The sequence below is a fragment of the uncultured Modestobacter sp. genome (assembly GCF_947486615.1).
Classification (GTDB): Bacteria; Actinomycetota; Actinomycetes; order Mycobacteriales; family Geodermatophilaceae; genus Modestobacter.
In genome coordinates this window covers 64775-89862 of sequence record NZ_CANKUD010000005.1, presented here as the reverse complement: position 1 = coordinate 89862, position 25088 = coordinate 64775, and the positions used below count along the sequence as shown (strand labels likewise).

Genomic DNA, 25088 nt, shown 5'->3' with positions numbered 1-25088 from the left:
AGTGCCGGCTCAGCGAGCCGGAGTGGAGACGGCCAGCGCCATCGCCGGCCCGGCCGGAGCCACCGAGGCGACCGGAGCAGCCGGTGCCGACGTCCGTGCCGACCACGAGGCCCAGGCCCGGCCGGGCACCTCGAGCAGGTGGTAGCTCGCCCACGCCACGATCAGCGTCCCGATGATCATCAGCACCGAGGTGACCGGGAACGCCCACGGCGAGGAGTCCGCCGGCAGCAGCCCGGCCCAGTCCAGCATCCGCAGCACCGGCTCCTGCCAGATGTAGACGCCGTAGCTCAGCAGCGCGATGCCGCCGGCCCACGTCGCCGGCACCCGGCCGGTGGCGGGCACCACGGCACCCGAGGCCTGCCGCCGGTCGGTGACCGAGGGCAGCAGGTACAGGAACGCCGCCAGGCCCATGGTGCCGTGCGGCCACCAGTCCGGGGTGTTCTCCGGGAACGTCAGGCCGGTGCCCACCAGCAGCACGCCGGCGCCCACGAACGACGCCACCACGCCCCAGCGCGGGATCGCCGGCCGCACCACGGCCAGCACCGCGAGCACCAGGCCCAGGGCCATCAGGTCCAGCCGCGACAGCGGGCCGAACCAGGTCGACCAGCTGTCCACCGGCCGCTCCAGCCCGAAGTGCATGACCAGCTTGTAGGCCCAGCTGATGGCCCCGAGCACCGCGGCGACACCGAGCAGCACCCGCACCCGGGCGGTACGAGACGTCAGCCGCAGGCAGTACCGCTGCAGCGGGCCGCTGATCACCGCGAGCAGCAGGTAGAAGTGGATCGAGACCGCGATGAACCAGGCCGGCCCCAGCGTCCAGAAGATGTACTGGTCGCTGTAGACCTGGGTGAACGTCAGATGCAGCACCAGGTCGGCCCAGTGACCGGGCAGCCGCGGGTTCGTCACCGCCCACACGATCGCCACGGCGACCAGGTAGACCGGCAGCAGCGAGGCCGCCCGCTTGCGCAGCAGCGTCCGGCCGTCGGCGATCGGACCGTCACCGAGAGCGCCGCGCACCACGGCGCGGGCCGACAGGAACATCGTGACGACGAAGAACGCGTCCACCCCGCCGGCGGCCATCAGCACCAGCGCCCGGTGCCAGAAGTCCCCGCCCATCCAGTCGGTCATCCCGCTGTACGCGGAGTGCTGGTAGGCGTGGAAGACGATGACGGCGAAGGCCGCCACCACGCGCATGTAGGTGATCGGGGCCAGCATCGCCGAGCCGCGTCGGCTGCTGGTGTCCTGCTGGGGCGCGCTCATGCCGCCACCTCCGTGGTGATCGAACCGGCCGGGACGACGGTGCCGGCGGTGCGCGGCGTGGTCACCCAGCGCCGCTCCCCCACCGACTCCTTGAGCTGCGCCACCCGCGCCACGATGTTCTTCAGCTCCGCGTACCAGAGCACCGACATCAGCGCGTAGACCGCGTACCGGCGGGCGGGGGCCCGCAGGTGCGCCGGCGTCGTCCGGTAGGACACCCAGGTCTGGAACGGGCCGGCCAGCGAGGTGAAGGCCAGCGCCAGCAGCAGCGACGGCACGTTCAGCGGGATGCCCGGCGTGCCGTCGAACCAGGTCGACCACACCAGCAGCGGCAGGACGGCGAGGCTCAGCCACGGCGCGACCTCGCGCCAGCCCAGCAGCACCGAGGCGCCCAGCCGCTGGCGGGTGTCGGTGTGCGGGGAGCGCAGCACGGCCCCCAGCCGCCGCAGCGACACCTGAAACCAGCCCTGCGCCCAGCGCGCCCGCTGCCGCCACCACCGGGCCACGGTCACCGGGGCCAGCTCGGTGGAGATCATGTCGGGGTCGTAGACCAGCTCGGCGCCGGCGGTCAGCGCACGCACCGAGACGTCGATGTCCTCGGTCAGCATGTCCGGGCGCAGCCGCAGCTCGCGCAGCAGGTCGGCGCGGAACCAGCCGTTGGACCCGCCGAAGACGGCGAAGCCGTGCAGCCGGGCGCGGCCGAGGTGGCTCACGCCGTAGATCGCGTCGAACTCGCGGGCGACCAGCGCGCTGACCGGGGACTCCGGCCCGTTGCGCACCACGCACCGGCCCTGGACGACGTCGGCGCCCCCGCTGAGCCAGGCGGCCGCGCGGGTGAAGGCGTCCGGCTCCGGGTGGTGGTCGGCGTCGAACACCCCGATCGCGTCACCGGTGGCCACGTGCAGCGCGGCGTTCACGTTCTGCGCCTTGGAGGTGCTGAACGGCACGTGCAGCACGGTCAGCTGGTCGTGCTCGGCAGCCAGCGCGTGCAGCTGCGCCTCGACCGGCAGCGGCCCGGGGGTGTTGTAGGCGAGCACGATCTCGGTGCGCGCGTAGTCGACCCGCAGGAAGGCCTGCAGGGTCTCGACGATGGTGGCCGCCTCGTTGGGCAGGTCGGCGGCGATGACCGCGGTGAGCAGCGGGCGCTCGTCGTCCGGCAGCGGCGGCGGGGTGGCGGCCGGCAGGGCCAGCACGCTCTCGATCCAGATCATCGCCGAGGTGACCAGCAGCCCCAGGACCACGAACCGGAAGACCCAGTCGGCGGGCTCGATGCCCAGTGCGAGCGAGAGCCCGACGATCGCCAGCGGCCAGGCCAGGGCGATCACCGTGGTCAGCGCGATCTGCCGGCGGGTGCGGTGGCTGAGCAGCCGACGTCCGGCTGCCGGCTCGTCGGTCCACTGCTGCGGCACCGCGTCCAGCCGGCGGCGGGCCACCTGGGCGGCCTCCAGCGCCTGCTCGGCGAGCTCGGGCACCGCGCGGGGGCCCAGGGTCGGTGCGGCGGCCCAGCCGATGGCCGGGGTGATCGCCAGCGTGCGGCCACCGAGCTGGACGCTGCGCATCCGCTCGGCGACCTGGTGCAGCCCGCGCTCGAGCACTGCCTGGCGCAGCGCGCCGACCGGTGCGAGCACCTGGCCGGCCGCCGTCACCACCGGGGCGTCGGGGGCCGGCAGCGCGGCTCGCACCGCGTGCGCCAGCGCGGCGGCGACCTCACGGACGGCGTCCGGGCCGTGCTCGGCCAGCACCTGCTCCCGCTCGGCGTAGTCGACCGCGACCATCGTCACCCGCGGCCGCAGCGCGGTCGGCAGGAGCACGGTCCAGGGGGACGGCCGGCCGGGGAGCGCGTCGAGCCAGGCGGCGGCGGGCACCTGCCGGGCGCCGCGCTGGGAGGGGTGCACCCGCACCCGCGCCGAGCGGGGCGGGGCGGCGTCGATGGGCGGCAGGCCGTACAGCCGCTGCGTCGGCAGGACGACGGTGCCGTCCGGTGGCGCGGGCAGAGTCGTGGTCACGGTGAGTCACCCCAAGTCGGGTGGTGCTGGATGATCGCCCGCGACGCTGCGTCACCGGCTTCCTCGCCGGAGAGGTCGGTTCGACCTGCGCATGACCACTGAACCGGTCATCCATGACCGTGGGTATCGCCTGAACGGTGGATCGGATGACTCAGGGTGATGAACCTGGTGCGCCCGGATCCCGAACGGGTGACAGGCACGCCGACGTCACTGGCACTACTGAGCGTGATTGGCTGCTCACTTGGCCTGGGACGCCTCAGGCGACGCCGTAGCGCCTCACTCGATCGGGGTGGAGGAGGTTTCAGGACTCAACTGACTCGCCGAACAGGACGACAACCAGTCCATGCCGATCGCCGCCAACTCGGTCGCCTACGAGGTTCTGCCGCCGCTCGACCTCCAGGCCACCAGCGCCATCTCCCTGCTGCCCACCCGCGCGACCCTGATCGACCGCCTCGCCGAGCGGACGCCGACCTCCGACGTCGCCCCGGCCGCGCTCGTGCTCGTCGGGCTGCTGCGCCGCGACAACGGCTGGCCGCTGCCCGGTGCGCGCCTCGACCAGGTCGCGGCTGCGCTCTCCGCCAACGTGCGCGGCAGTGACTGGCTGGCCCGCTCCGGCCCCAGCGAGTTCGCGGTGGTGCTCGACAGCGCCGCCCACCACGCCGAGACCGCGGCGAACCGGCTGCTCGAGGTCATCGCCGACGCCGGCGTCCCCGGCCTGACCGCCTGCGCCGGCATCGCCGGGCTCTCCCCCGACGCCGCACCCACCGAGGTGCACCGCCGGGCCACCCTCTGCCTCACCGCCGCCCGCAGCGTCGGCGGCGGCCGGGTCATCCGCTACAGCGGCGCGCGCCGCTGACCGACGCCCGCCGCAGCGGCGCGGCGGGCCCCGGACGATCGGCTGAACTGCCCTCCCGACCTGCCCCGCGCCGGCGTGTACCGGCGGCGCGGGGCAGCACCACCACACGACACCGCCCCGGTCATCCGTGTTCGGATGACCGGGGCGGTGTCGTGTCGCGCGTGCGGGCTCAGCGGGTGATGGTGCTGGCCTCGCCCGCGTCGACGGCGTTGCCCTCGGTGCCGTCGGTCGTGGCACCCCGGCCCGCCTCGCGGGCGGCGATCCGCTCGCGCTGCGGGATGACCGTGTACTTCGGGTCCTTGGCGCTGGCCATGCCCGCCTCGAAGACGCCCATGCGGGTGAACAGCGAGCCGGCGGCCAGCAGCACGCCACCGGCGACCGCCCCGGCGCGCTTCCGGCCGAGCAGCGCCGTGATCGCGGCGCCGCTGACGGTGGCCGCCTTCGCCGCCTTCATCAGCTTCCCGGCCTTGCCCAGGTGGTAGGGCTCGCTGACGATGCCGTGGCCGTTCTCCACCTTGTGCATCGCCGCCAGCTCCAGGGCGACCCCAGCCAGCGCGGCCTTGCGCGCCGGGCCGGCCTCGTCGACCGGGGTCAGCGCCATGGTGATGCCGCCACCGGCGGCCATCGCCGAGCCCGCGAACACGAACGGCAGCTCGTCGTAGGGCGCGTGCCACGACGGCACCGCGGTGTTGGCGATCAGCACCGCCGTGTAGGTCGCCATCGGCCCACCGAAGGCGGCCGCACCCACGGCGGATGCCTTGCGCAGCACCGGGATCGAGCCCGCGATCTTCGGCAGGAACGGCAGCACCTTGGTGCCCAGCCCCATGACCGGCTTCAGGTCCAGCAGCCGGAAGGCCGCAGCGGCCGACGTCAGCGCGCTGAACGGCGACAGGATGTAGGAGCCGACCGACAGCGGCGAGGTCACCTTGAACACCCGCAGCATGTGCAGGAAGCGCTCCGGGCGGCCCAGGTCGTCGATCAGCAGCACCACCGAGGCCAGCGCCCCGGCCCCGGCCACGTACTCGGCGTTGCGCGCCAGCTTCGGCCGGTCGGTGAACTCGGCCAGCGCCGCGATCACCGACGACGTGCCCGCCGCACCACCGAGGAAGAAGTAGATCGGGACCTCGGGGTTCTTCCAGGTCGGCGTCTTGATGATCTGCCGGCCGTAGTAGGAGCTGAACTCCGCCTCCGGCACCATCGCGGCCTCGCGGTTGCCCCCGCCCCAGCCACCGCCGCCCTTGCGGCGCTTGCGCCGCGGCCGGGTGAGGTCCTCACCGCCGGCGCGGTGCCAGCCGGCACCCGGCGTCACCGGGGCCTTGCCGGCAGGCTCGTTGCCCGTCGACTGCTCGCTCACGCCCGCCCCTCCCCGGCCATGGTGGCCACCATGGCCGCTCGGGCGGCACGTGACGGTGCGTCGATACCGGCCATGTTGGCGAACATGGCCGTCATGACCGCCTCCGGCCCAGGAAGGCGGAGCCGATGATGCCGACGATCATCGCCGCACCGGTGGCCGCGGCCTTCCACATCGCGGGCAGGTCGCGGGTGGTGACGATCGGGTCCGGCGGCAGGCCGTAGACCTCGGGCTCGTCGAGCAGCAGGAAGAACGCCGAGTTGCCGCCGACGCCGTCGTTCTCGTCGCGGCCGTAGAGCCGGGCGCTCTCCACGCCCTGCTCCTTCAGCGTGGCCAGCCGGGCGTCGGCCCGGGCCTGCAGCTCGTCGAGGTCACCGAACTGGATCGACTGGGTCGGGCACGCCGTGGCGCACGCCGGCTGCAGCCCGTCGGTGAGCCGGTCGTAGCACATCGTGCACTTGAAGACCCGGCCGTCGTCCTCGCGCTTGTCGATGACGCCGTAGGGGCAGGCCGGCACGCAGTAGCCACAGCCGTTGCAGATGTCGCCCTGCACCACGACGGTGCCGAACTCGGTGCGGAACAGCGCACCGGTCGGGCAGACGTCCAGGCAGCCGGCGTGCGTGCAGTGCTTGCAGACGTCGGAGGACATCAGCCAGCGGATCTGCTTGTCACCGCCGCTCTGCCCGGTCTGCGGGTCGTACTCGGTCAGCGCCTCGGCGTTGAGCACGCTGGTCTGCGCGTTCAGCGGGCCGTCGGCCTGCGGGGCGACCGGGTTCACCGGGAGGCCGGTGTCCTTGCGGTCGTCACCCGGACGGCCGAACGACGGCATCGGCAGGTCGACCGCACGGCTCTGCTCGATGAAGGCCACGTGCCGCCAGGAGTTGGCGCCCAGCATGCCGGTGTTGTCGTAGGACATCCCGGACATGCCCATGGCGTCCCGCTTGCCGTGCGAGTCGTCCATCGGGAGCGTGTTCCACTCCTTGCAGGCCACCTCGCACGCCTTGCAGCCGATGCACACCGAGGTGTCGGTGAAGAACCCGACCCGGGCCGGGTGGTCCTCGGCGTACCCGGCCTCGCCCTGCACGTCGGGCAGCGGCCCGAACAGCCGGTTCTTGGCGTCCGGGCCCTCGAGCCCCGGGCTCGCCGAGCTGACCGCGGTCATCGCGTTACCTGCTTCCCGTGTGTCACGCGCCCGCTTCTTCCATCTTGCTCGGGTCCTCGTCGGGCTCGCGGCCGTTGATGCCGACCCGGCCTGACTTCACGCCGGCCCGCATCCGGTAGCCCTCGACGAAGTCCAGCAGCTCCGGCCCGCGCGGCCGGCGCCCCGGGATGATGTCGGCGGTGCTGACCTTGTCCTCCTGGATGTGGGTGTTCGCGTCGAGCACGATGCCCAGCAGGTCGTTGGCGTTGTCGCCGGTGGACAGGCCCGCGTACGACCAGTGGTAGGGCATGCCGATCTGGTGCACGACCTGGCCGCTGCGCAGCTTGATCGGCCGGATCCGCTCGGTGACCAGCACCTTCGCCTCGATCGCCGACCGGGCACTCACCAGGGTGGCGAACTCGCCGTTGGTCAGGCCGCGCAGCTCCGCCAGCTCCGGGCTGACCTCCACGAAGAACTCCGGCTGGAGCTCCGACAGGTAGGGCAGCGTGCGGCTCATCCCGCCGGCCGTGTGGTGCTCGGTCAGCCGGTAGGTGGTCACCTGGAACGGGAAGACCTCGCTCATCGAGGGGTTCTCCCGGTTCCACGGACCGGCGATGCGCTCGATCGTCGGGTTGGACTGCGTCCCGTAGAGGGCGTTCTCCACCACCGACTCGGCCGGCTCGTAGTGCGTCGGCATCGGGCCGTCGGTCAGCCCGGCCGGCGCGTACAGCCAGGCCTTCCCGTCGCCCTGCATGATGAACGGGTCGACGCCGGAGATCGCGTCCTGCGCCTTGGCCCCCTCCGGCGGCTGGTAGTCCGGCCGCTTGGTGGCCTCGAAGTCCGGGGTGTCGACGCCGGTCCAGCGACCGGACTCCTCGTCCCACCACACGTACCGCTTGCGCTCGCTCCACGGCTTGCCCTCGGGGTCGGCCGAGGCGCGGTTGTAGAGCATCCGCCGGTTGGCCGGCCACGCCCAGCCCCACTCGGAGGCGACCGGGCCCTGCTCACGGTGCGACTTGCGCCGGGCGGCCTGGTTCACCTCGTCGGCGTAGACGCCGGTGTAGATCCAGCAGCCACCGCTGGTCGACCCGTCGGCCTTCATCTCGGTGTAGGAGCTCAGCGCCTTGCCGTCGGGGCCGACGCCGTTGATCTCGCGCAGCACCGCCTCGGCGTCCGGGTCCTGGGTCTCCCCGATCGTCGGGTAGTCCCAGGTCAGGTTGAGCAGCGGCTGGTCCTTCGGGTCGGTCGACCCGGCCAGCCGCTCGCGCAGCAGACGGCCCAGGTGGAAGAAGAACCACAGGTCGCTGCGGGCGTCCATCGGCGGCTCGACCGCCTTCTCCCGCCACTGCAGCAGCCGCTGCGTCTGGGTGAAGGTGCCCTCCTTCTCCACGTGCGTGGCGGCGGGCATGAAGAAGACCTCGGTGCCGATCGTCTCGGGGGCCATCTCCCCCGACTCGATCTCCGGGCCCTCCTTCCAGAAGGTCGCCGACTCGATCATCTGCAGGTCGCGGACGACGAGCCAGTCCAGGTTCGCCAGCCCGAACCGGTTCATCTTGCCGTTGGGGTGACCGACCGAGGGGTTCTCCCCGACCAGGAAGTAGCCGTGCACCTTGCCGGCGATCATGTCCGCGATCGTGCGGTAGGAGCTGTGGTCGCCGTTGATCTTCGGCAGCCAGTCGAACCCGAAGTCGTTCTCCGGCTGCGCGGCGTCACCGAACCAGGCCTTGAGCAGGCTGGTCATGTAGGCGTCCATGTTGCCCCAGAACCCGGCCTTGCCCGCGCTGGAGGCGACGTAGTCGGCCAGCGTGTGGTGCTGCAGTGCGTGCGGCATCGGCAGGTAGCCGGGGAGGATGTTGAACAACGTCGGGACGTCGGTCGAGCCCTGGATCGAGGCGTGCCCGCGCAGCGCCATGATCCCGCCGCCGGGGCGGCCCATGTTGCCCAGCAGCGCCTGCAGGATCGACGCCGTCCGGATGTACTGCGCGCCGACGCTGTGCTGCGTCCAGCCCACCGAGTACACCCAGGCGGTGGTGCGCTCCCGGTTGCTGTTCGACGTCACCCACTTCGCGACCTGCTCGAAGACCTCGGGCTCGATGCCGGTGACCTCGGCGACCATCTCCGGGGTGTAGCGGGCGAAGTGCCGCTTGAGCACCTGGAACACCGTGCGCGGGTGCTGCAGGGTCTCGTCGCGCTTGGGCTTGCCCGGGATCGACGGCCCACCGCTGCCGGCGGCCTGGCCCCGGTCGGATGCCTTCACCGACGGGTCCTCGTCGCTGGCGTCCTGCTCGGCGGCCCGCTGCGGGTCGTCGGCCTCGCCGGTCTCCTCCTCGTCGCCCTCCGTCGTGGCCTCGTACGTGCCCGAGTAACCCGGCTGCCCCGGGGAACGCTGCCCCGCCGCGGCGACCTGCTCGGCGCCCTCGTACTGCCAGCTCGACTCGTCGTACTGGCCGGTCTCGGGGTCGAAGCCGGAGAAGAGGCCGTCGAGGTCCTCGGCGTCGACGAAGTCCTCACCGACCAGGGCGGCGGCGTTCGTGTAGGCGACCACGTACTCCTTGAAGTACAGGTCGTTGTCCAGCACGTACTTGATCAGCCCGCCCAGGAAGGCGATGTCGGTGCCCATCCGGATCGGGACGTGCAGGTCGGCGATCGCACTGGTGCGGGTGAACCGCGGGTCGATGTGGATGATCTTGGCGCCCTTGGCCTTCGCCTCGGACACCCACTGGAACCCGACCGGATGGCACTCGGCCATGTTCGAACCCTCGATGACGATGCAGTCGGAGTTCGCCAGGTCTTCCAGGAAGTTGGTCGCGCCACCACGGCCGAACGAGGTCCCCAGACCGGGGACCGTCGACGAGTGCTATATGCGGGCCTGGTTCTCGATCTGTACCGCGCCCATGGCGCTGTACAGCTTCTTCATCAGGTAGTTCTCTTCGTTGTCCAGCGTCGCCCCGCCCAGGCTGGCCACGCCCATGGTGCGGTTGACGCGCTTGCCGGCGTCCTCGTCCTGCCAGCCCTTCTCCCGGGCGGCCAGCACCCGGTCGGCGATCATCTCCATCGCCGTGTCCAGGTCCAGGTCCTCCCAGTCCGTCGCGTAGGGACGGCGGTACTTGACCGTGGTGACCCGGGTCGGGCTGGTGACCAGCTGCTTGCTGGCGCTGCCCTTGGGGCACAGCCGGCCGCGGCTGATCGGGGAGTCGGGGTCGCCCTCGATCTGCACGATCTGCTCGTCCTTGACGAACACCCGCTGGCCGCAGCCGACGGCGCAGTAGGGGCAGACCGACTTCGCCACCCGGTCGGCGGTCGCCGTGCGGCTGACCGTCTGCTCGGTGGCCTTGCTGCGGGCAGCATGGCCCCGGCCGAGCGGATCGGATCCAGTGAGCTGCCGGAACACCGGCCACGCGTCGAGCCACGTCTTCACCCCCAGGAGCTTGCCACCCGATCGCCGCCCACGCCCGCTCGCCCTCCTCCCGGCGGGTCGCATCCGGGCGGAACGGCGCGACGTCCGGCCCCAGATCACGTCCCGGGCCAGTAGCGTCGTCCCGGACACCCAGGAGGCGCGCCATCTCGAGCGACACCGCAGGCTGCCCGGACGCCCACCTCGCCTGCCCCTGCGCCGGCGACGAACGACTGCACGCCGAGCGCGTGCGGCAGGCCGCCGAGGCCCCGGATGCCTCGACGACGGTCGAGTGCCCCGAGTGCGGCGAGCCCAGCAGCCCGGCGCGGATCTCCACCTGGGGGCACTGCCGCGCCTGCCGCACCGCCGACTCCCGGGCGATCCAGCCGCTGCGCTGGTAGCCCCACCCACTCCCCGTTGGGGTGAGGCGCGCACCACAGGAGTCCAGCCCGGACGGCGCCGTCCCGACAACTGACCGGTGACCTCTGGAGTCCTCGCCGCACCGGTGCGGGCCGGAGCCGCACCGGCGACGGGCGGCCCGGCCTCCGTCGCCGTCGGCCGTCAGCTGCTGCTCGTGCTGGCCCTCGCCGCCCTGACCACGATCTCCGGACTCGGGCTGGGTCCCGCCGACGACGGCGAGCTGCTGCCGGTCACGCTCACCTTCCTGGTGATCATCGCCGCGACCGTCGTCATCGCCCGCTCGGCGCCGCACACCGCGCACCCCACCGCCTGGCGCTGCTACGCGGTGGCGGTCGCCCTGGGCGGCGGGGGCTCGGCGCTCGCCGCCGTCCTCATGCCCTGGGGCCAGACCGTGCTGGGCAGCATCCCCGGCCAGCTGGTCATCGTGCTGGCCATCGCCCAGATGCTCGACCGGCCCTCGCTGCGGGCCGCCCGCAGCCAGCTGGCGACGTCCCTGGCGCTGTTCGTGCTGGCCGACCTGCTGATGGTGCACACGCTGTACCACCTGACCATCGCCGACCGCGGGCTGCTCTCGCTGTCCCAGACGGTGAGCTTCTTCGCCCTGCTCTTCTGCATCGCCCTGGGCACCGGCGTCTCGCTGCTGATGATGTCCGTCGCCCGTGCGGCCGGACGGCGGGTGGCCGGCCTGGTCTTCGCCTCGCAGTGCGCCGCCTCGACGTCCGGGGCGCTGGCGGCGATCACCACCGGACCCCACCTGCTGCAGTACCTCGCCTGCGGGCTCAGCGTGCTGGGCCTGGGGCTGGTCACCGTCGCCTGCCTCGCCGACCGGCCGGTCGCCACCTCTCCCCGCGAGCTGCAGGAGCCCACCGCCTCCACCCTCGGCTCGCTGCTGCCGCACGCCACCGCCGCGGTCGGTGGCGTGCTGCTGCTGCTCAGCGTGCCACTGACCGGCAAGCTGACCATCTTCGGCGCCAGCCTCGGCATGGTCGGCCTGGGCCTGCTGTTCGTGCACCAGACCGTCAGCTGGCGCACCCAGCTGCGGCTGACCGCCGACCTGCAGCGCGGCGAGGCGTGGTTCCGGGCCCTGGTGCGCAGCAACGCCGACTCGGTGCTGATCCTCGACGACAAGCTGGACGTCCTCTGGGTCTCCCCCGCGATCACCGACCTGCTCGGCCTGGACCCGCAGGAGATCGTCGGCGGGCCGCTCACCACCGCCGTCCACCCGGACGACGTCCCCGGGCTGGTCGCCGCGCTGAGCAGCTCCAGCGCCGACGTCACCGAGACCAAGACCCGCACCGCCCGGGTGCAGCACGAGGACGGCCGCTGGCGGCTGATCCAGGCCCAGGTGCGTGACCTGCGCAGCGATCCCGACGTGGGCGCGCTGGTGCTGTACTGCCGGGACGTCAGCCGGGACGAGCCCGGCCCGGCCGAGGCCGACCTGACCTTCAGCACCATCGACCCGGCCACCGGCCTGCCCAACCGCTCCGCGCTCACCCAGCGGCTCGCCGCGGCCCTGCGGGCGCCGCGTGCCCGCGCGACGTCGCTGGTCGTGCTCGGCGTCGACGGGCTGCCCACCGGTGAGGACGTCGCCGTGCTGCGCGAGCTCACCACCCGCTTCTCCCGCGTGCTGCGCGGCGACGACTGGCTGGCCCGCGCCGGGTCGGGCGACTTCGCCGTCCTGGTCGACGGCACCATCGCCGACGCCGAGGTGGTCGCCGGGCGGCTGGTCGCCGCCGTCGAGCCGGTCGCCACCGCCGCCGGCACGCTCCGGCTCACCGCGGCCGCCGGCGTCACCCAGCTGCCCGCGGACGTCGACCCCGGTGAGGCGCTGCGCTGGGGCGACCTGGCGCTGCGCAGTGCCCGGGCGGCCGGGCCCGGCCGGGTGCGCCGGCACTCCGACGCGCTGCGGATCAGCCAGGACCGCGAGGAGCAGCTGCGCACCGACCTGGACCGGGCGCTCGCCGACGGCCAGCTGCGGCTGGTCTACCAGCCCGTCGTCGACCTGGCCCTGCACCGCACCACCTCGGTCGAGGCGCTGCTGCGCTGGCGGCACCCCGTCTACGGGGAGGTCTCGCCGGCGGAGTTCGTGCCGCTGGCCGAGGAGTCGGCGCTGATCACCGAGCTGGGCCGCTGGGTGCTGGCCGAGGCCACCGCCACGATCGCCGCCCTACCGCACGCCGAGCTGGGCGTGGCGGTCAACGTCTCGGCCCGGCACGTGCGCAGCGGTGAGCTGGTCTCCGACGTCCTGGCCGCGCTGGAGTCCAGCGGGCTGTGCGCCTCCCGGCTGGTCCTGGAGATCACCGAGTCCGTGCTGCTGGACGACGACCACGTGACCGACGACCTCGCGGCGCTGCGCCGGATGGGCGTGCGGATCGCCGTCGACGACTTCGGCACCGGCTGGTCGTCGCTGGCCTACCTGGTCGGCCTGCCGATCGACGTGCTGAAGATGGACCGCCAGTTCCTCGCCGACGTGGAGACCGACCCGCAGCGGCGGGCGCTGTGCGCCTCGGTGCTGCACCTGGGCACCAGCCTCGGCCTGGCCGTGGTCGTCGAGGGCGTGGAGACCCAGGCCGAGCTGCAGCTGCTGCGCGACATGGGCCACCGCTACATCCAGGGCTACCTGCTGGCCCGCCCGCTCGACGCCGCCGTGCTCACCACCCAGCTGCCCGGCCTTCCCGGCGCCACCACCGCCGGACTGCCCACCCCCCGGCGGGACGACGGCGACGGGGCGCCGTCGTGAGCGACCCGGCGAGGCCTCCGCGCACCCTCCGCCGCACCGTCCGTTCCCCGCTGCTGCTGACCCTGCTGGTCGTCCTCGCCGGCATCGCGGTGACCGTGCCGCTCAGCCTGGCCGATGAGCTCCCCCAGTGGGACGACCTGGTGCTCGCCGCCGCGGGGCTGTGGGCCGCGGTGCAGGGCAGGCGGCTGACCCGCCGGCTGCGCAGCCGCGACCGGCTGCCGTGGCTGGTGCTCAGCGGCAGCGCACTGCTGTTCGGCCTCGCCGGGCTGCTCAGCGGGTTCGGCGTCGGCAGCGACCTCCGCCCGGTCGGCCTCGGTGAGTGCCTGGTGCTCGTCGCCGCGCTCGGCCCCACGGTGAGCGCCGCGCTGATCGGCGGACGGGTCCGCGGCACCCGCTGGCCGGTCCTGGTGGTCGACGGCGCGATGGTGACCGTCGCCCTGGTGATCGTCGCCGACGTGCTGGTGCTGTCCCCCGCGCTCGCCCCCGGCGCGATCAGCCCCGGGCTGAAGCCCCTGGTGCTGGCCTACGGCATCTACCCGGCGGTCGCCGTCGGCCTGGTCGGCGCGCTGTGCACCGTCTCCGCGGCCGGGGTCCGCCGCCCGGCCACCGCCGTGATCGTGATGACCGGCCTGCTCGGCGTCGCGTCCAGCTGCCTCGCCATGCAGATCGTGCGGCCCGGCGGGCTGTGGACCACGGCCGGCGACGTCGTCACCGCCGGCGCCCTGGTGGTCGGCGTCCGGGCCGTGCAGCTGGCCGCCGCCGCGGGCGCGGCGCACGCCAGCAACGCCCCGGTGGTCAACACCGCCGGGGTGGCCGTCGACGTACTGGCGCTGGGCGGCGTCCCGGTCACGCTGGTCCTGGCCCTGCTGCTGGACCTGCCCATCGGCACCGGGGAGATCTCCTGCACCGCCGCGCTGATCGGGCTGCTCCTGCTGCGGCTGGTGCTGCGCATCCGGGACAGCGGCCGCATCCAGGCCGACCTCGTGCGCAGCGAGGAGGACTTCCGCGGTCTGGTCGAGGCCAGCTCCGACGGCGTGGCGATCATCGACGGCGACCTGCGGCTGGAGTTCACCTCCCCGGCCGCCCGCACCCTGCTCGGCCTGGTCCCCGGCGGCGACCGGCACCCGGTGCTGCTGGACCTGCTGACCGAGGAGGACCGCGAGCGGGTCCGGCAGGAGCTCACCGGCACCGCCGGGCCGGCCACCCAGGCCCTGCACCTGCGCGTCCCGGTGCCCGGCGCCGAGCCGCGGGAGCTGGAGGTCACCCACCACGAGCGGCCCGGCAGCGGCCGGCGGGTGCTGCACCTGCGCGACGCCACCACCCGCCGGCGGCGCGAGCGCGAGCTGGAGCGGATGGCCTTCACCGACCACCTGACCCGGCTGCCGAACCGGGCGATGCTCTTCCGCGAGCTGGCCGCGCCGGCTCCCGGCGACCGGTCCCTGCTGGTGCTGGACCTGGACGGCTTCAAGGCCGTCAACGACTCCGCCGGCCACGAGTCCGGCGACCTCCTGCTCGTCGAGGTGGCCCGGCGGCTGAGCGGCCTGGTGCGCGCCGACGACCTGGTCGCCCGGCTCGGCGGCGACGAGTTCGCCGTCCTGCTGGCCGGCGCCGAGGACGCCGCCACCGAGGCCGCCCAGCGGGTGGTGGACGTGCTCGCCCGGCCCTACCGGGTCGGCGACCGCACCTTCGGCGTCGGCGCGAGCGTGGGCCTGTGCCGGGTGCACCCCGGCGGCGGGCAGCTCGCCTTCCGCCAGGCCGACACCGCCCTGCGGGCCGCGAAGGAGGCCGGCAAGGGCTGCTGGCGGGTGCACACCGAGGACCGGGTGGCCCGGGCCGCGGCCACCAGCTCCATCGCCGACGCCCTGGCCGACGGGGACGTCCAGCTCCGCTTCGACACCATCGCCAACGGCGACTCCGGCATCCTGTCCGCCCTGCACGCCCAGCCCGTCTGGGTGCACCCCGAGCTCGGCGTGCTGCCCGCCGCCGAGCTGTGGGCCGCCGCCGAACGACAGGGCCAGACCGCGGCCCTGCAGCGGTGGCTGATCTCCCGCGCCTGCGCCGACGTGGCCGCACTCGACGACCAGCTGCTGGTCGCCGTCGACCTGCCCGCCGGGCTGGTGCACGCCGACGAGCTGCCCGGCGAGGTGGCCGCCGCGCTGGCGGCCGCCGAGCTCGCGCCGCCCCGGCTCACCCTCTTCGTCACCGAGGAGGTGCTGCAGACCTCCTCGGCCGCCCTCATCCCGGCGCTGCACACCGTCCACCGGACCGGCGTCCGGATCGGGCTGGACGACTACGGCATGGGGTCCACGCTGTGGTCCCAGCTGGCCCGGCTGCCGCTGGAGGTGGTCATGGTCGACGTGCGCACCCTGTCCGCCGGCGGCGACCGAGACCGGACGCTGGAGCTGCTCGGCGCGATCGGCCGCAGCGCCCGCGGCTTCGAGGTCTCCACCGTGGCCAAGGAGATCGCCTCCCCGCAGCTGCTGCACGAGCTGCGGGTGCAGGGCGTGGTCGCCGTCGCGGGCCCCGTGCTGCCCAGCGGGCTCACCGCCGCCCAGGCCGCCGCCCTGCTGCGGCACCCGTCCTCGGCGGTGGTGGCCCCGCTGCCGGCGCCCCGGCCGCGCGCCGAGGTGTCGTGACCGGGCACCCGTGAGCCCCGATACTGGCGCGGTGCGCACCCCGGCCCTGCACTTCCTCGGACACTCCACGGTCCGGGTCGAGCTGGCCGGGCGCACCGTGCTCACCGACCCGCTGCTGACCCCCCGGCTCGGCCCGCTGCGCCGGGCGGTGGCACCGCTGCCCGCGTCGTCCTGGTCCGGGGTCGACCTGGTGGTGGTCTCGCACCTGCACAACGACCACCTGCACCTGCCGTCGCTGCGGCTGCTGGGCCGCGGCACGCCGATCGTCGTGCCGCGCGGTGCCGGGCGCTGGCTCACCCGGCACGGGTTCACCGACGTCACCGAGCTCGGCCCGGGTGAGGGCCTCCGCGACGGCGGGCTCACCGTCACCGCAACCTCCGCCGACCACGCCGCGCACCGCTGGGGCCCCCGGTTCACCCACGGGCCGCACGCCCCCGCGGTCGGCCACCTGCTCCACGGGGACGGCGTCACCGTCTACGCCGCCGGCGACACCGACCTCTTCCCCGCCATGACCGAGCTCGGGGACGACGGCATCGACATCGCCCTGCTGCCGGTGTGGGGCTGGGGCCCCTCGCTCGGCCCCGGGCACCTCGACCCGGCCGGGGCCGCGGAGGCCGTGCAGCTGCTCCGCCCGCGCGTCGCCGTCCCGGTGCACTGGGGCACCTACGCCGTCACCGGCCTCACCTCGCTGCCCTCCCCCTACCGCGCCCGGATGCGGTCGCTGCTGGTCGAGCCACCGCGCCGGTTCGCCGCCGCCGTCGCCGCGGCCGCCACCGTGGGTGGCGCCCGGACCCAGGTGCTGCTCACCGCCCCGGGATCCCCCGTCGCTCTCCCGCGGGTCCAGGACCCCCGGTGAGCGTCACCTCGCTGGCCGTCAGCTGGACCGACGGCAGCTCGCTGGGCTACCCCGTCGTCTTCGGCGGGGTGCTGCTGGGCTCGGTCGTGCCCGTCGTGCCCACCGGTGCGGTCGTCGGCGCCGCCGCGGCGGTCGCCGTCACCACCGACGCGATGTCGCTGCCGGTGGTGCTGCTGCTGGCCACCCTCGGCGCCTTCACCGGCGACGTCATCACCTTCGCGATCTGCCGATCCGGTGGGCCGACCGCCGTCCGCTGGGTCGCCCGCGGTCAGCACGCCGACCGGATCGCGGAGGTGCGGGAGCAGTTCCGCCGGCACGGCTGGCAGATCGTCGTCGTCGGGCGGCTGCTGCCCGCCGGACGCATCCCGGTGCTGCTCGCCGCCGGCGCCCTGGCCTACCCGTGGCGCCGGCTGCTGCCGGCCTCCCTCGCCGCCGGCGCCGTCTGGGCGGGCGCCTACGCGCTGCTCGGCGTGGTCAGCGGCGGCATCTTCGACTCCCCGCTGATCGCCACCCTGATCGCCACCCTGCTGGTGCTGCTGGTCGGCCTGGTGCTCAACCTGGTCTCCGCGCACCGCCGCCGCGGGGCCGCCGACGTCCCTGCACCCGACAACGACGCGCTTTCTCGCGCGAAAGCGCGGGAGGACGGCGCTGCGCAGCGGTGCGAGCAGCCGTGACCGGGACGACGCCCCCGGGCCGGGTGCTGCGCGGCGGGCGCACGCTCGCCCGGTTGCTGCTCATCTGGGCCGCCGTCACCGGCGCGCTCATCGCGCTGGACGGCTGGCTCACCGGCTTCGCGCTGCGCTCCTGGTGGCAGCCGCCGGTCGCCGCGCTGCTGCTCGGCGTGCTGGTCACGGTGGTGTGGCCGCTGGTGCTGCGGATCGCCCTGCCGGTGGCGCTGTTCACCTTCGGCCTGGGCAGCTTCCTGCTGCTGGGCGCCGGGGTGCTCGCCGTCTTCTACGCCATCCCCGGGGTGGAGGTGCACTCCTTCCGGACCAGCGTCGTCGTGGCCGTCGCGATGGCCGGGGTCGCCGGGGTGATCAGCAGCGTCCTGGCGGTCAACGAGGACGAGGTGTTCTTCCGGCGGGCCCGCCGCCGCGGCCGGCGCGCCGCCGACACCGGCGAGTGCCCGCCCGGCGTGCTGTTCCTGCAGATCGACGGGCTCGGCCACGACGTCGCGCGACGGGCGGTGCGCGACGGGTCGATGCCCACCCTGGCCGGCTGGCTGCGGGCCGGCACCCACGAGCTGCGCTCCTGGCACACCGACTGGAGCTCGCAGACCGGCGCGAGCGTCGTCGGCATCCTGCACGGCTCCAACGACGACGTGCTGGGCTTCCGCTGGTACGAGAAGGACCGCGACCGGGTCGTCGCCGTCTCCCACCCGCAGGACGCCGCCGAGGTCGAGCGGCGGCACTCCGACGGCCGGGGCCTGCTGGCCGGGGACGGCGCCGGTCGCGGAAACCTGTTCACCGGCGACGCCCCGCACGTCTCGCTCACCATGAGCTCGCTGGCCGTCGTGGCCCGCGGCTCGCGCCGGGAGCGCCGGCACCACGACCGGATCGGCGCCGGCTACTACGCCTACTTCGCCAACCCGGTGAACGCGCTGCGCACCCTCGGCGTCTCCCTCGTCGACGTCTACCGGGAGCTGGTCGCCGCCGCCCGGCAGCGCCGGGCCGACGTGCGGCCGCGGGTCGACCGCGGCGGCATCTACCCGCTCGCCCGGCCCGGGACGACGGTGATCGCCCGGGACGTCGTGGTCAACGCCCTGCTCGAGGACATGATGGCCGGCCGGCCGGCGGTCTACGCCGACTTCCTCGGTTACGACGAGGTCGCCCACCACTCCGGCATCGAGCGGTTCGACACCCTCGAGGTGCTGCGCAGCATCGACCAGCAGGTCGGCCGGCTGTGGCGGGCCGCCCAGCTCGCCCCCCGCCGCTACCACCTGGTGTGCCTGTCCGACCACGGCCAGACCCAGGGCCGGACGTTCGCCGACCGGTTCGGGGAGACCGTCGAGCAGCTGGTCGGCCGGCTCTGCGGCGGGCCCGTCACCCCCGCCCGCCGCCGGTGGTTCGGTCTGCGGACGGCGCCCGCCCAGGACAGCCGCCGTCCGGCCGAGACCTGGCAGGTCACCTCCGCCCTCGCCGAGGGCGGCGGGGTGATCGCCCGGCGGCTGCGCGACCGGGTCGCCCGGGCCGAGCCCGCCGAGCCGTCCGGCCCGGCCGGCGAGCACGGCGCGGTCACCCGGGTGGCCCCCGGCGTGGTGGTCACCGTCTCCGGTCACATGGCGCACGTCTCCTTCCCCGAGCTCGCCGGCCGGGTGCCGTTGGAGACCATCGAGCGCCGCTGGCCGCACCTGCTGCCCGCCCTCGTCGACCACGACGGCGTCGGCTTCCTGCTGGTGCACTCCGAGGAGTTCGGCCCGGTGGTGCTCGGCCGTGACGGCCTGCACCGGCTGCGCACCGGCGTGGTCATCGGCACCGACCCGCTGACCGCCTACGGCGAGCACGCCGCCGCGCTGGTCGCCCGGGCATCGACGTTCGCGCACTGCCCCGACGTCGTCATCAACAGCCGGTACGACCCGGAGACCGACGAGGCCTCCCCCTTCGAGCCGCACGTCGGCTCGCACGGCGGCCTCGGCGGGCCGCAGCAGCACGGCTTCCTGGTGCACCCCCGCGCCTTCGCCGACCCCGGCGAGATCGTCGGCGCCGAGCACCTGCACCGGGTGCTGCGCGGCTGGCTGCGCGACCTCGGTCACCCCGACCCCGCCCCGGACCGCCCGCCGCCGTCCTCACCGCCCCCGCCTGACCCGTCCTTCCTCCGCCAAAATGGCCATTTTGGCGGAGGAAGGACGGCGGCCCATGCGGTCCCGCGGACGTCGTCCGGCGGCTTGCCGACCTCCACGGCTGCCCTCACCCTGAGTGCGAGGCAGGTGAAGTTCGTGTGAACGCCGCCTCGTCGACGTGCCGGAGGTGGGTGGAGTGCTCGACAGTGGGCTGATGCGACCTGACGCCCGCGCCTGGTTCGAGCACCGCACCACGTCGGCCACCTCCCTGGCCGAGATCGACGTCGACGCCCTGCTCCAGGCCAAGCGCCGGGGCGGGCACCGGATCAGCGTCGTCCTGCCCGCCCGCAACGAGGAGACGACCGTCGGCGTCCTCGTCCGGGACCTGGTCGACCGCTGGGTCGAGGGCGTACCCCTGATCGACGAGCTCGTCGTGATCGACTCGAACTCCACCGACTCGACCGCGGACGTCGCCCGGGCCGCCGGCGCCGACGTCGTCGCCGCCGGCGACGTGCTGCCCATGCACGGCGACCGCCCCGGCAAGGGCGAGGCGCTGTGGAAGTCGCTGGCCGCCACCACCGGCGACCTCGTCGTCTTCATGGACTCCGACCTGCTCGGCGACGTCAGCCACTACGTGCCCGGGCTGCTCACCCCGCTGCTCACCGATCCGCGGGTCGACTACGTCAAGGGCTGCTACACCCGCCCGCTCACCGTCGACGGCGAGCACCGCCCGGCCGGCGGCGGCCGGGTCACCGAGCTGACCGCCCGCCCGATGCTCAACGCGCTGTGGCCCGAGCTCGCCGGCTTCGTCCAGCCGCTGGGCGGCGAGTACGCCGGCCGCCGCTCCGCACTGGAGCAGGTGCCCTTCGTCTCCGGCTACGGCGTCGAGGTCGGGCTGCTGGTCGACCTGCTGCAGGTGTGCGGGCTCAACGGGCTCGCCCAGGTCGACCTCGGCACCCGCAAGCACTCCCACCAGACCGACGAGGCGCTGGGCAAGATGGCCGGCCAGATCGTCTCCACGGTGCTGGCCCGGGCCGAGCGCGGGCGCCCCGGGCACCGCCGCCTGGAGCCCGGCGGGCTGCTCACCCAGTTCGCCCACGACGGCAGCGGGTTCGTGCCCACCAGCCACACCGTCGCCGTCGACGAGCGCCCGCCGATGAGCGCGGTGGACGAGTACACCCTCCTGCGCGAGGGCGTCGTCGGCTGATCCCGGCGGGAGCATCGCAGGGAGCGCCAGCGACCGAGGAGCGGACCGTCGGGGTCAGCCGACCCGTGTGGTCGTCGGCTGGGGAAGGACCCCGCTGCCCCCCACCGCTCGCACGCTCGCGGCGGGCCCCTGCAGCGGGGCCGCGATCGTCAGGCCAGCGGGGTGTCGTCCAGCGCCGCGACGAGGTCGCTCGGGGTGTCGTAGAGACCGACCGCCCCGGCGTCCCGGAGCTCGTCGTCCCCGAAGCCACCGGAGCGGACGACGATCGCCGGCATCCCGGCGTTCTTCGCGGCCTCGACGTCCCAGACCGAGTCACCGACGAGCACGCTCGCCGAGTCGGCCGGCACCCCGAGCTTCTCCAGCGCCACGGAGAGCAGGTCCGGCGCCGGCTTGGACGCCTCGACGTCCTCGCTGGAGGTGACGGCGTCGGCGATGCCGCGGGCGTCGAGCAGGTCGATGAAGGCGTCGACGTGCTGCGGCTTGCCCGAGCTGGCCAGCACCAGCCGGTGGCCGCGCTCCTTGACCGCCAGCAGCAGGTCGCGAGCGCCGGGCAGCGGGGAGATCTCCGGCAGCAGCAGGTCGAACTCCTCGACCCAGCGGTCCCGCGCGGCGTCACCGATCCGCGCCTCGACGTCGTCGCCACCGAGGGCGCCGACCAGCTGGTCACCGCCCATGCCGATGAGCCGGTGGATGCGCCAGACGGGGAAGGTCTCCCCGCAGGAGCGCAGCGCCCGGTACCAGGCCAGGGCGTGCTGGTAGTTGGTGTCGACCAGGGTGCCGTCGACGTCCAGGACGGCGATCGTGGGTTCAGCCATGCCGGTGGGCTGCCCACCCGATCCGCCGCTCACTCCTCACGAGCGGCCATGTTGGCCAACATGGCCGCTCGTGAGGGTCAGTGCTGGTGCTCGAGGACGCCGCGGATGACGGTGCCGTCGCGCTGGTCCTGGTAGCCCTGGTTGACCTCGTCGAGGGTGTACCGCTTGGTGATCAGCTCGGCGACCTGCAGCTTGCCGTCCTCGTAGAGCCGAAGCAGCTTCGGGATGTCCCGGTAGGCGTTGCACATGCCGTACAGCGCGCCCTGCACCCGCTGCTCGTAGACGGTGGTGATGTTGCCCGGCAGCGCGACCGTGGTCTCCATCGTGTGGTCGGCCAGGCCGGTGAGCACCAGCGTGCCGCCCTTGCCCAGGCAGCGGTAGGCGCCGCCGGTGATCTCCGGGCTGGTGGTGCCGGTGGCCAGCACGACGACGTCGGCCCCGGTGCCGCGGGACAGCTCGCGGGCCAGCCCGGCCGCCTCGTCGGTGCCCGCCACGGCGTGGGTGGCGCCCAGCGTGCGGGCGAACTCGCGGCGGAACTCCACCGGGTCGACGGCGACGACGGACGCCGCCCCGGCCATCGCCGCGCCCTGGACGGCGTTGCAGCCGACGCCGCCGGTGCCGACCACGACCACGACGTCGCCCGGGCGCACCGGGCCGGCGTTGACCGCCGATCCCCAGCCGGTGGGCACGCTGCAGGCCATCAGCGCAGCGACGTCCAGCGGCAGGTGCGGCTCGATCTTCACGCAGGAGTGCTCGGAGAGCACCGTGTGCCGGGCGAAGGCGCCGACCATGCAGAACCCGCCGGCCTCCTCGCCGTCCAGCCGGAAGGGCCAGGTGCCGTCGGGCAGCTGGCCGGTGCCGATCGTGGCGCCCAGGTCGCAGAGGTTGGACCGCCCGGTGGCGCACCAGCGGCAGTGCCCGCAGGCGGGCAGGAACGAGGTGACGACGTGGTCGCCGGGCCGGACCCCGGTCACCCCGGCCCCCACCGCCTGGACGACGCCGGCGCCCTCGTGGCCGCCGACGATCGGGTACCGCTGGCTCTCGAACCGCAGGTGCTCGTCGGAGTGGCACAGCCCGGCGTAGGCCATCTCCACCAGCACCTGGCCCGGCCCGGGGTCGACGAGCTCCAGCTCCGCGACCTCCCAGTCGCCGGGACCTCGCAGCACAGCACCGTGCGTCCTCATCCACCGTCTCCCTGCCTCGAGCGTGACCCAGCCCACGTTAGGCGGTGCGCACGCCGGGGTGGCACCCGGTGCCAGAGCGGCGGGCGCCGCGGTGCGGCACGATCGTCGGTCATGAGCCGTACCGACGCCGCCGGCCATCCCGAGACGTCGGGCTGCCCGGGGTGCGGCGCGGTGCTCGCCGTCGTCCCGGGCCTGGCGACCGACCACCCCGGCGCCTCACCCAGCTGCGCCGGGCTGTTCCGGGTGACCGTCCGCGGGCTCCGCGAGGAGGCCGCCCAGGACCTGCGGGCCGCGGCCCTGCTGCGGCTGGCCACCGACGCCTACGACGCCCAGCACCTGCTCAGCGGTACGCCCGCCGCCGCGCCGGTGCGGCTGTGCCTGGAGCTGGAGCGGGCCCACGACCCGCGGCCGGCCGCGGCACCGGACGGCCGGGTGGACCAGGCCGCGCCGCGGTCGCTCACCCCACCGGCGCACTGGACGACGACCGTCGCCGACCTGGCCGCCGACCTCGACGTGGTCGACCTGCCCGCGCTGGTGCACGCCTGGGCCGACGCGGTCTGGCACGACTGGGCCCCTGCCCACCGCGAGCTCCGTGCCGCCGCCGACGGCGCGCTGACCAGCTGACATGCGCAGGCGCGCAACCAGTGGGTCATAGGGTTGCCGCTGTGAGTGAGGCCACGGGGGGCCGACGGGAGCGCCGCAAGGCGCAGACCCGGGCCGAGGTACGAGAGACCGCACAGCGACTGTTCGCCGAGCGTGGGTTCGACGCGGTCACCATCGCCGACGTCGCCGCGGCCGCCGACGTCGCGGTGCAGACGGTGTTCAACCACTTCGAGACCAAGGAGGCGCTGTTCTTCGACGGCCGCACCCCCTGGGTCGAGGGGGTCGCCGCCGCCGTGGCCGCCCGCCCGGCGGGCACCGGTCCGCTCAGCGCGCTGTGCAGCTACCTCGAGACCGACCTGTCCGCCCTGCTGGAGCAGGAGGCCCGCCCGGAGAACCGCAGCTACCTGGAGGCGCTGGCCTCCTCGGCCAGCCTGCAGGCCCGGGAGCGGACGCTGGTGGAGCAGGCCGGTGAGCTGGTCGCCGGCGCGCTGGTCGGCGCGATCGCCCCCGGTGACCCGGCCCCCTCCCCCGCCGTCCAGGTGGTGAGCCGGCTGGCCGCGGACCTGTTCCTGATCACCGGCCGGGTGCTGGTGCTCGACCACCGCCGCCGGGTGCTGGACGGCGCCCCGGCGCAGCACCGCCGTCCGGTCACCCCCGCCGACGCCCTCACCGTGCTGGAGGACGGCGTCCGCGAGCTGGCCCGCCGGCTGGACGTGCCGGTCGACTGACCCCCGGTCGGCAGGTCAGCGACCGCCGGCGGCCGGGTCCGGCTCGGCGAGCGGCAGGAGGACGTCGGCGACCAGCTGCTCCACCTGCGGCGCCGTCATCGGCGCGGTGCCGAAGGCGGTGTAGCGCTGCCACCAGAGGGCCTGCAGCACCGACCCGAGCAGCGCGACCCGCTCGTGCGACAGCTCGTGGCCGCGGGCGGCCTCCCGGGCGGCGAGCTCGCGCACCGCGCCGGCCAGCGGGCGCACCAGGGCGTCCTCCAGCCCGGCCCGCAGCTCGTCGTCGTGCCGGGCGGCCCCGACCAGGCTGGCCGCGGCCCGCTCGGCGCGGTCCAGCGGACGGGTCCAGCGGACCAGCAGGGCGCAGAGGTCGGCGCGCAGCGAGCCGCCGTCCGCGGGCACCTCGACCAGCGGCGCGGTGCTCAGCGCGTGCCGGGCGAGCGCGGCCATGGTGGGCCAGCGACGGTAGATGCCGGCCTTGCCCGCCCGCGCGCGAGCGGCGACCCGGTCGCTGTTGAGCCGACCCCACCCCTCATCGGCGAGGATGTCCACGGCCACGGACACCAGTTGCTCGGACAGTTCCGAGGACAGGGGACGCCCCGGAGGGCGAGCGCCGGCAGGGCGCTGGGGGAGCTCGGTGGTCGTCACCGTGCAATCGTGCCCAAGAAAGTGGAGTGACCACAACAACCGCGCGCGTGCACATGCAGATCACAGCCGCCGGGCAAGGCCCAGGGGCTGCTCAGGCGGAGGCGGCGGGCTCGATGTGCACCTGCAGGCTGGCGCCATCGTCGCCGGTCCACCCCTTCTCCGCGGCCTGGGTCACCATGCCGTCGAAGCGCTCCGCCCAGTCCGCGGCGGTCGCCTGCGGCTGGGCGGCGGCACGCAGGGCGGCGACGTCCACGAAGCCGGTGTCCCCGTCGGCGAGCCGCCCCATCCCCGCGGCGCGCAACGCCCCGTCGACGTCCTCGTCGGTCATCGCCCCCACGGCCAGGTGCAGCCGGGTCAGGTCGTCCACGTCGGCCACCCGCACCTCCGGCACCTCGTCGGCGCCGCTGATCACCTCGACGATCACGTCGTCCTCCTCGCTGCTCACCCGACCGGTACGCCGTCCGCGCCGT

General features: G+C 74.4%; 18 protein-coding genes and 1 pseudogene. 10 read left to right on the top strand and 9 right to left on the bottom strand.

Going from position 1 to position 25088, the window contains the following annotated elements; genetic code table 11:
* Nucleotides 1–9: 9 nt before the first annotated feature.
* Nucleotides 10–1260, bottom strand: a complete 1251-nt coding sequence (locus Q1A09_RS11460) for an acyltransferase (protein WP_299954885.1) — start codon at nt 1258–1260, stop codon at nt 10–12.
* Complete coding sequence (locus tag Q1A09_RS11455) at nt 1257–3263, bottom strand: glycosyltransferase family 2 protein (protein WP_299954882.1); 2007 nt, start codon at nt 3261–3263, stop codon at nt 1257–1259. Before Q1A09_RS11455 ends, Q1A09_RS11460 begins: the two co-directional genes overlap by 4 nt.
* A 343-nt stretch (nt 3264–3606) precedes the next feature.
* Between Q1A09_RS11455 and Q1A09_RS11450 the strand changes: the two genes are divergently transcribed.
* Nucleotides 3607–4119: a diguanylate cyclase domain-containing protein gene (locus Q1A09_RS11450; RefSeq protein ID WP_299954879.1), complete on the top strand. Its 513-nt coding sequence runs from the start codon at nt 3607–3609 to the stop codon at nt 4117–4119.
* A gap of 169 nt (nt 4120–4288) precedes the next feature.
* Here the strand turns inward: Q1A09_RS11450 and nrfD are convergent, their stop codons facing one another.
* The 3 genes and pseudogenes from nrfD to fdh all read right to left on the bottom strand — a co-directional run bounded on the left by nrfD (nt 4289) and on the right by fdh (nt 10035).
* The gene (gene nrfD, locus Q1A09_RS11445) at nt 4289–5473 is read right to left on the bottom strand and encodes an NrfD/PsrC family molybdoenzyme membrane anchor subunit (RefSeq protein WP_299954876.1); all 1185 of its coding nucleotides are present in this window, start codon (nt 5471–5473) and stop codon (nt 4289–4291) included.
* 91 nt (nt 5474–5564) lie between these two features.
* Complete coding sequence (locus tag Q1A09_RS11440; RefSeq protein WP_299954873.1) at nt 5565–6632, bottom strand: 4Fe-4S dicluster domain-containing protein; 1068 nt, start codon at nt 6630–6632, stop codon at nt 5565–5567.
* A 22-nt stretch (nt 6633–6654) separates the two neighbouring features.
* A pseudogene (gene fdh, locus Q1A09_RS11435) lies at nt 6655–10035 on the bottom strand (formate dehydrogenase).
* Nucleotides 10036–10253: 218 nt separating this feature from the next.
* Between fdh and Q1A09_RS11430 the strand changes: the two are divergent.
* The 7 genes from Q1A09_RS11430 to Q1A09_RS11400 all read left to right on the top strand — a co-directional run bounded on the left by Q1A09_RS11430 (nt 10254) and on the right by Q1A09_RS11400 (nt 20643).
* Nucleotides 10254–10406: a hypothetical protein gene (locus Q1A09_RS11430; RefSeq protein ID WP_299954870.1), complete on the top strand. Its 153-nt coding sequence runs from the start codon at nt 10254–10256 to the stop codon at nt 10404–10406.
* 77 nt (nt 10407–10483) lie between these two features.
* Complete coding sequence (locus Q1A09_RS11425) at nt 10484–13165, top strand: bifunctional diguanylate cyclase/phosphodiesterase (protein ID WP_299954867.1); 2682 nt, start codon at nt 10484–10486, stop codon at nt 13163–13165.
* Nucleotides 13162–15801 (top strand): diguanylate cyclase domain-containing protein, encoded by a 2640-nt coding sequence (locus Q1A09_RS11420; protein ID WP_299954864.1) that lies wholly within the window; start codon nt 13162–13164, stop codon nt 15799–15801. Before Q1A09_RS11425 ends, Q1A09_RS11420 begins: the two co-directional genes overlap by 4 nt.
* Before the next feature lie 31 nt (nt 15802–15832).
* The gene (locus Q1A09_RS11415; RefSeq protein ID WP_299954861.1) at nt 15833–16657 is read left to right on the top strand and encodes an MBL fold metallo-hydrolase; all 825 of its coding nucleotides are present in this window, start codon (nt 15833–15835) and stop codon (nt 16655–16657) included.
* Nucleotides 16654–17331 (top strand): DedA family protein, encoded by a 678-nt coding sequence (locus Q1A09_RS11410; protein ID WP_299954858.1) that lies wholly within the window; start codon nt 16654–16656, stop codon nt 17329–17331. Before Q1A09_RS11415 ends, Q1A09_RS11410 begins: the two co-directional genes overlap by 4 nt.
* Nucleotides 17328–19598 (top strand): phage holin family protein, encoded by a 2271-nt coding sequence (locus Q1A09_RS11405; RefSeq protein ID WP_299954854.1) that lies wholly within the window; start codon nt 17328–17330, stop codon nt 19596–19598. The genes Q1A09_RS11410 and Q1A09_RS11405 overlap by 4 nt, the downstream gene beginning before the upstream one ends.
* A gap of 52 nt (nt 19599–19650) precedes the next feature.
* The gene (locus Q1A09_RS11400; RefSeq protein ID WP_299954853.1) at nt 19651–20643 is read left to right on the top strand and encodes a glucosyl-3-phosphoglycerate synthase; all 993 of its coding nucleotides are present in this window, start codon (nt 19651–19653) and stop codon (nt 20641–20643) included.
* Nucleotides 20644–20792: 149 nt separating this feature from the next.
* Here the strand turns inward: Q1A09_RS11400 and Q1A09_RS11395 are convergent, their stop codons facing one another.
* Nucleotides 20793–21458, bottom strand: a complete 666-nt coding sequence (locus tag Q1A09_RS11395; RefSeq protein ID WP_299954851.1) for an HAD family hydrolase — start codon at nt 21456–21458, stop codon at nt 20793–20795.
* Between the two features lie 77 nt (nt 21459–21535).
* Nucleotides 21536–22642, bottom strand: a complete 1107-nt coding sequence (locus tag Q1A09_RS11390) for an NDMA-dependent alcohol dehydrogenase (protein ID WP_299954849.1) — start codon at nt 22640–22642, stop codon at nt 21536–21538.
* 111 nt (nt 22643–22753) lie between these two features.
* Here Q1A09_RS11390 and Q1A09_RS11385 point away from each other — a divergent pair, with 111 nt between their 5' ends.
* Nucleotides 22754–23266: a DUF5946 family protein gene (locus Q1A09_RS11385; protein ID WP_299954846.1), complete on the top strand. Its 513-nt coding sequence runs from the start codon at nt 22754–22756 to the stop codon at nt 23264–23266.
* Between the two features lie 41 nt (nt 23267–23307).
* Complete coding sequence (locus Q1A09_RS11380; protein WP_299954844.1) at nt 23308–23973, top strand: TetR/AcrR family transcriptional regulator; 666 nt, start codon at nt 23308–23310, stop codon at nt 23971–23973.
* 15 nt (nt 23974–23988) lie between these two features.
* On the opposite strand, the gene Q1A09_RS11375 is transcribed toward Q1A09_RS11380, so the two are convergent.
* Together Q1A09_RS11375 and Q1A09_RS11370 are read right to left on the bottom strand one after the other, a co-directional pair.
* Nucleotides 23989–24528: a TetR-like C-terminal domain-containing protein gene (locus Q1A09_RS11375; protein WP_299954843.1), complete on the bottom strand. Its 540-nt coding sequence runs from the start codon at nt 24526–24528 to the stop codon at nt 23989–23991.
* A 181-nt stretch (nt 24529–24709) separates the two neighbouring features.
* Nucleotides 24710–25063, bottom strand: a complete 354-nt coding sequence (locus Q1A09_RS11370) for a hypothetical protein (RefSeq protein WP_299954841.1) — start codon at nt 25061–25063, stop codon at nt 24710–24712.
* Between the last annotated feature and the right edge of the window lie 25 nt (nt 25064–25088).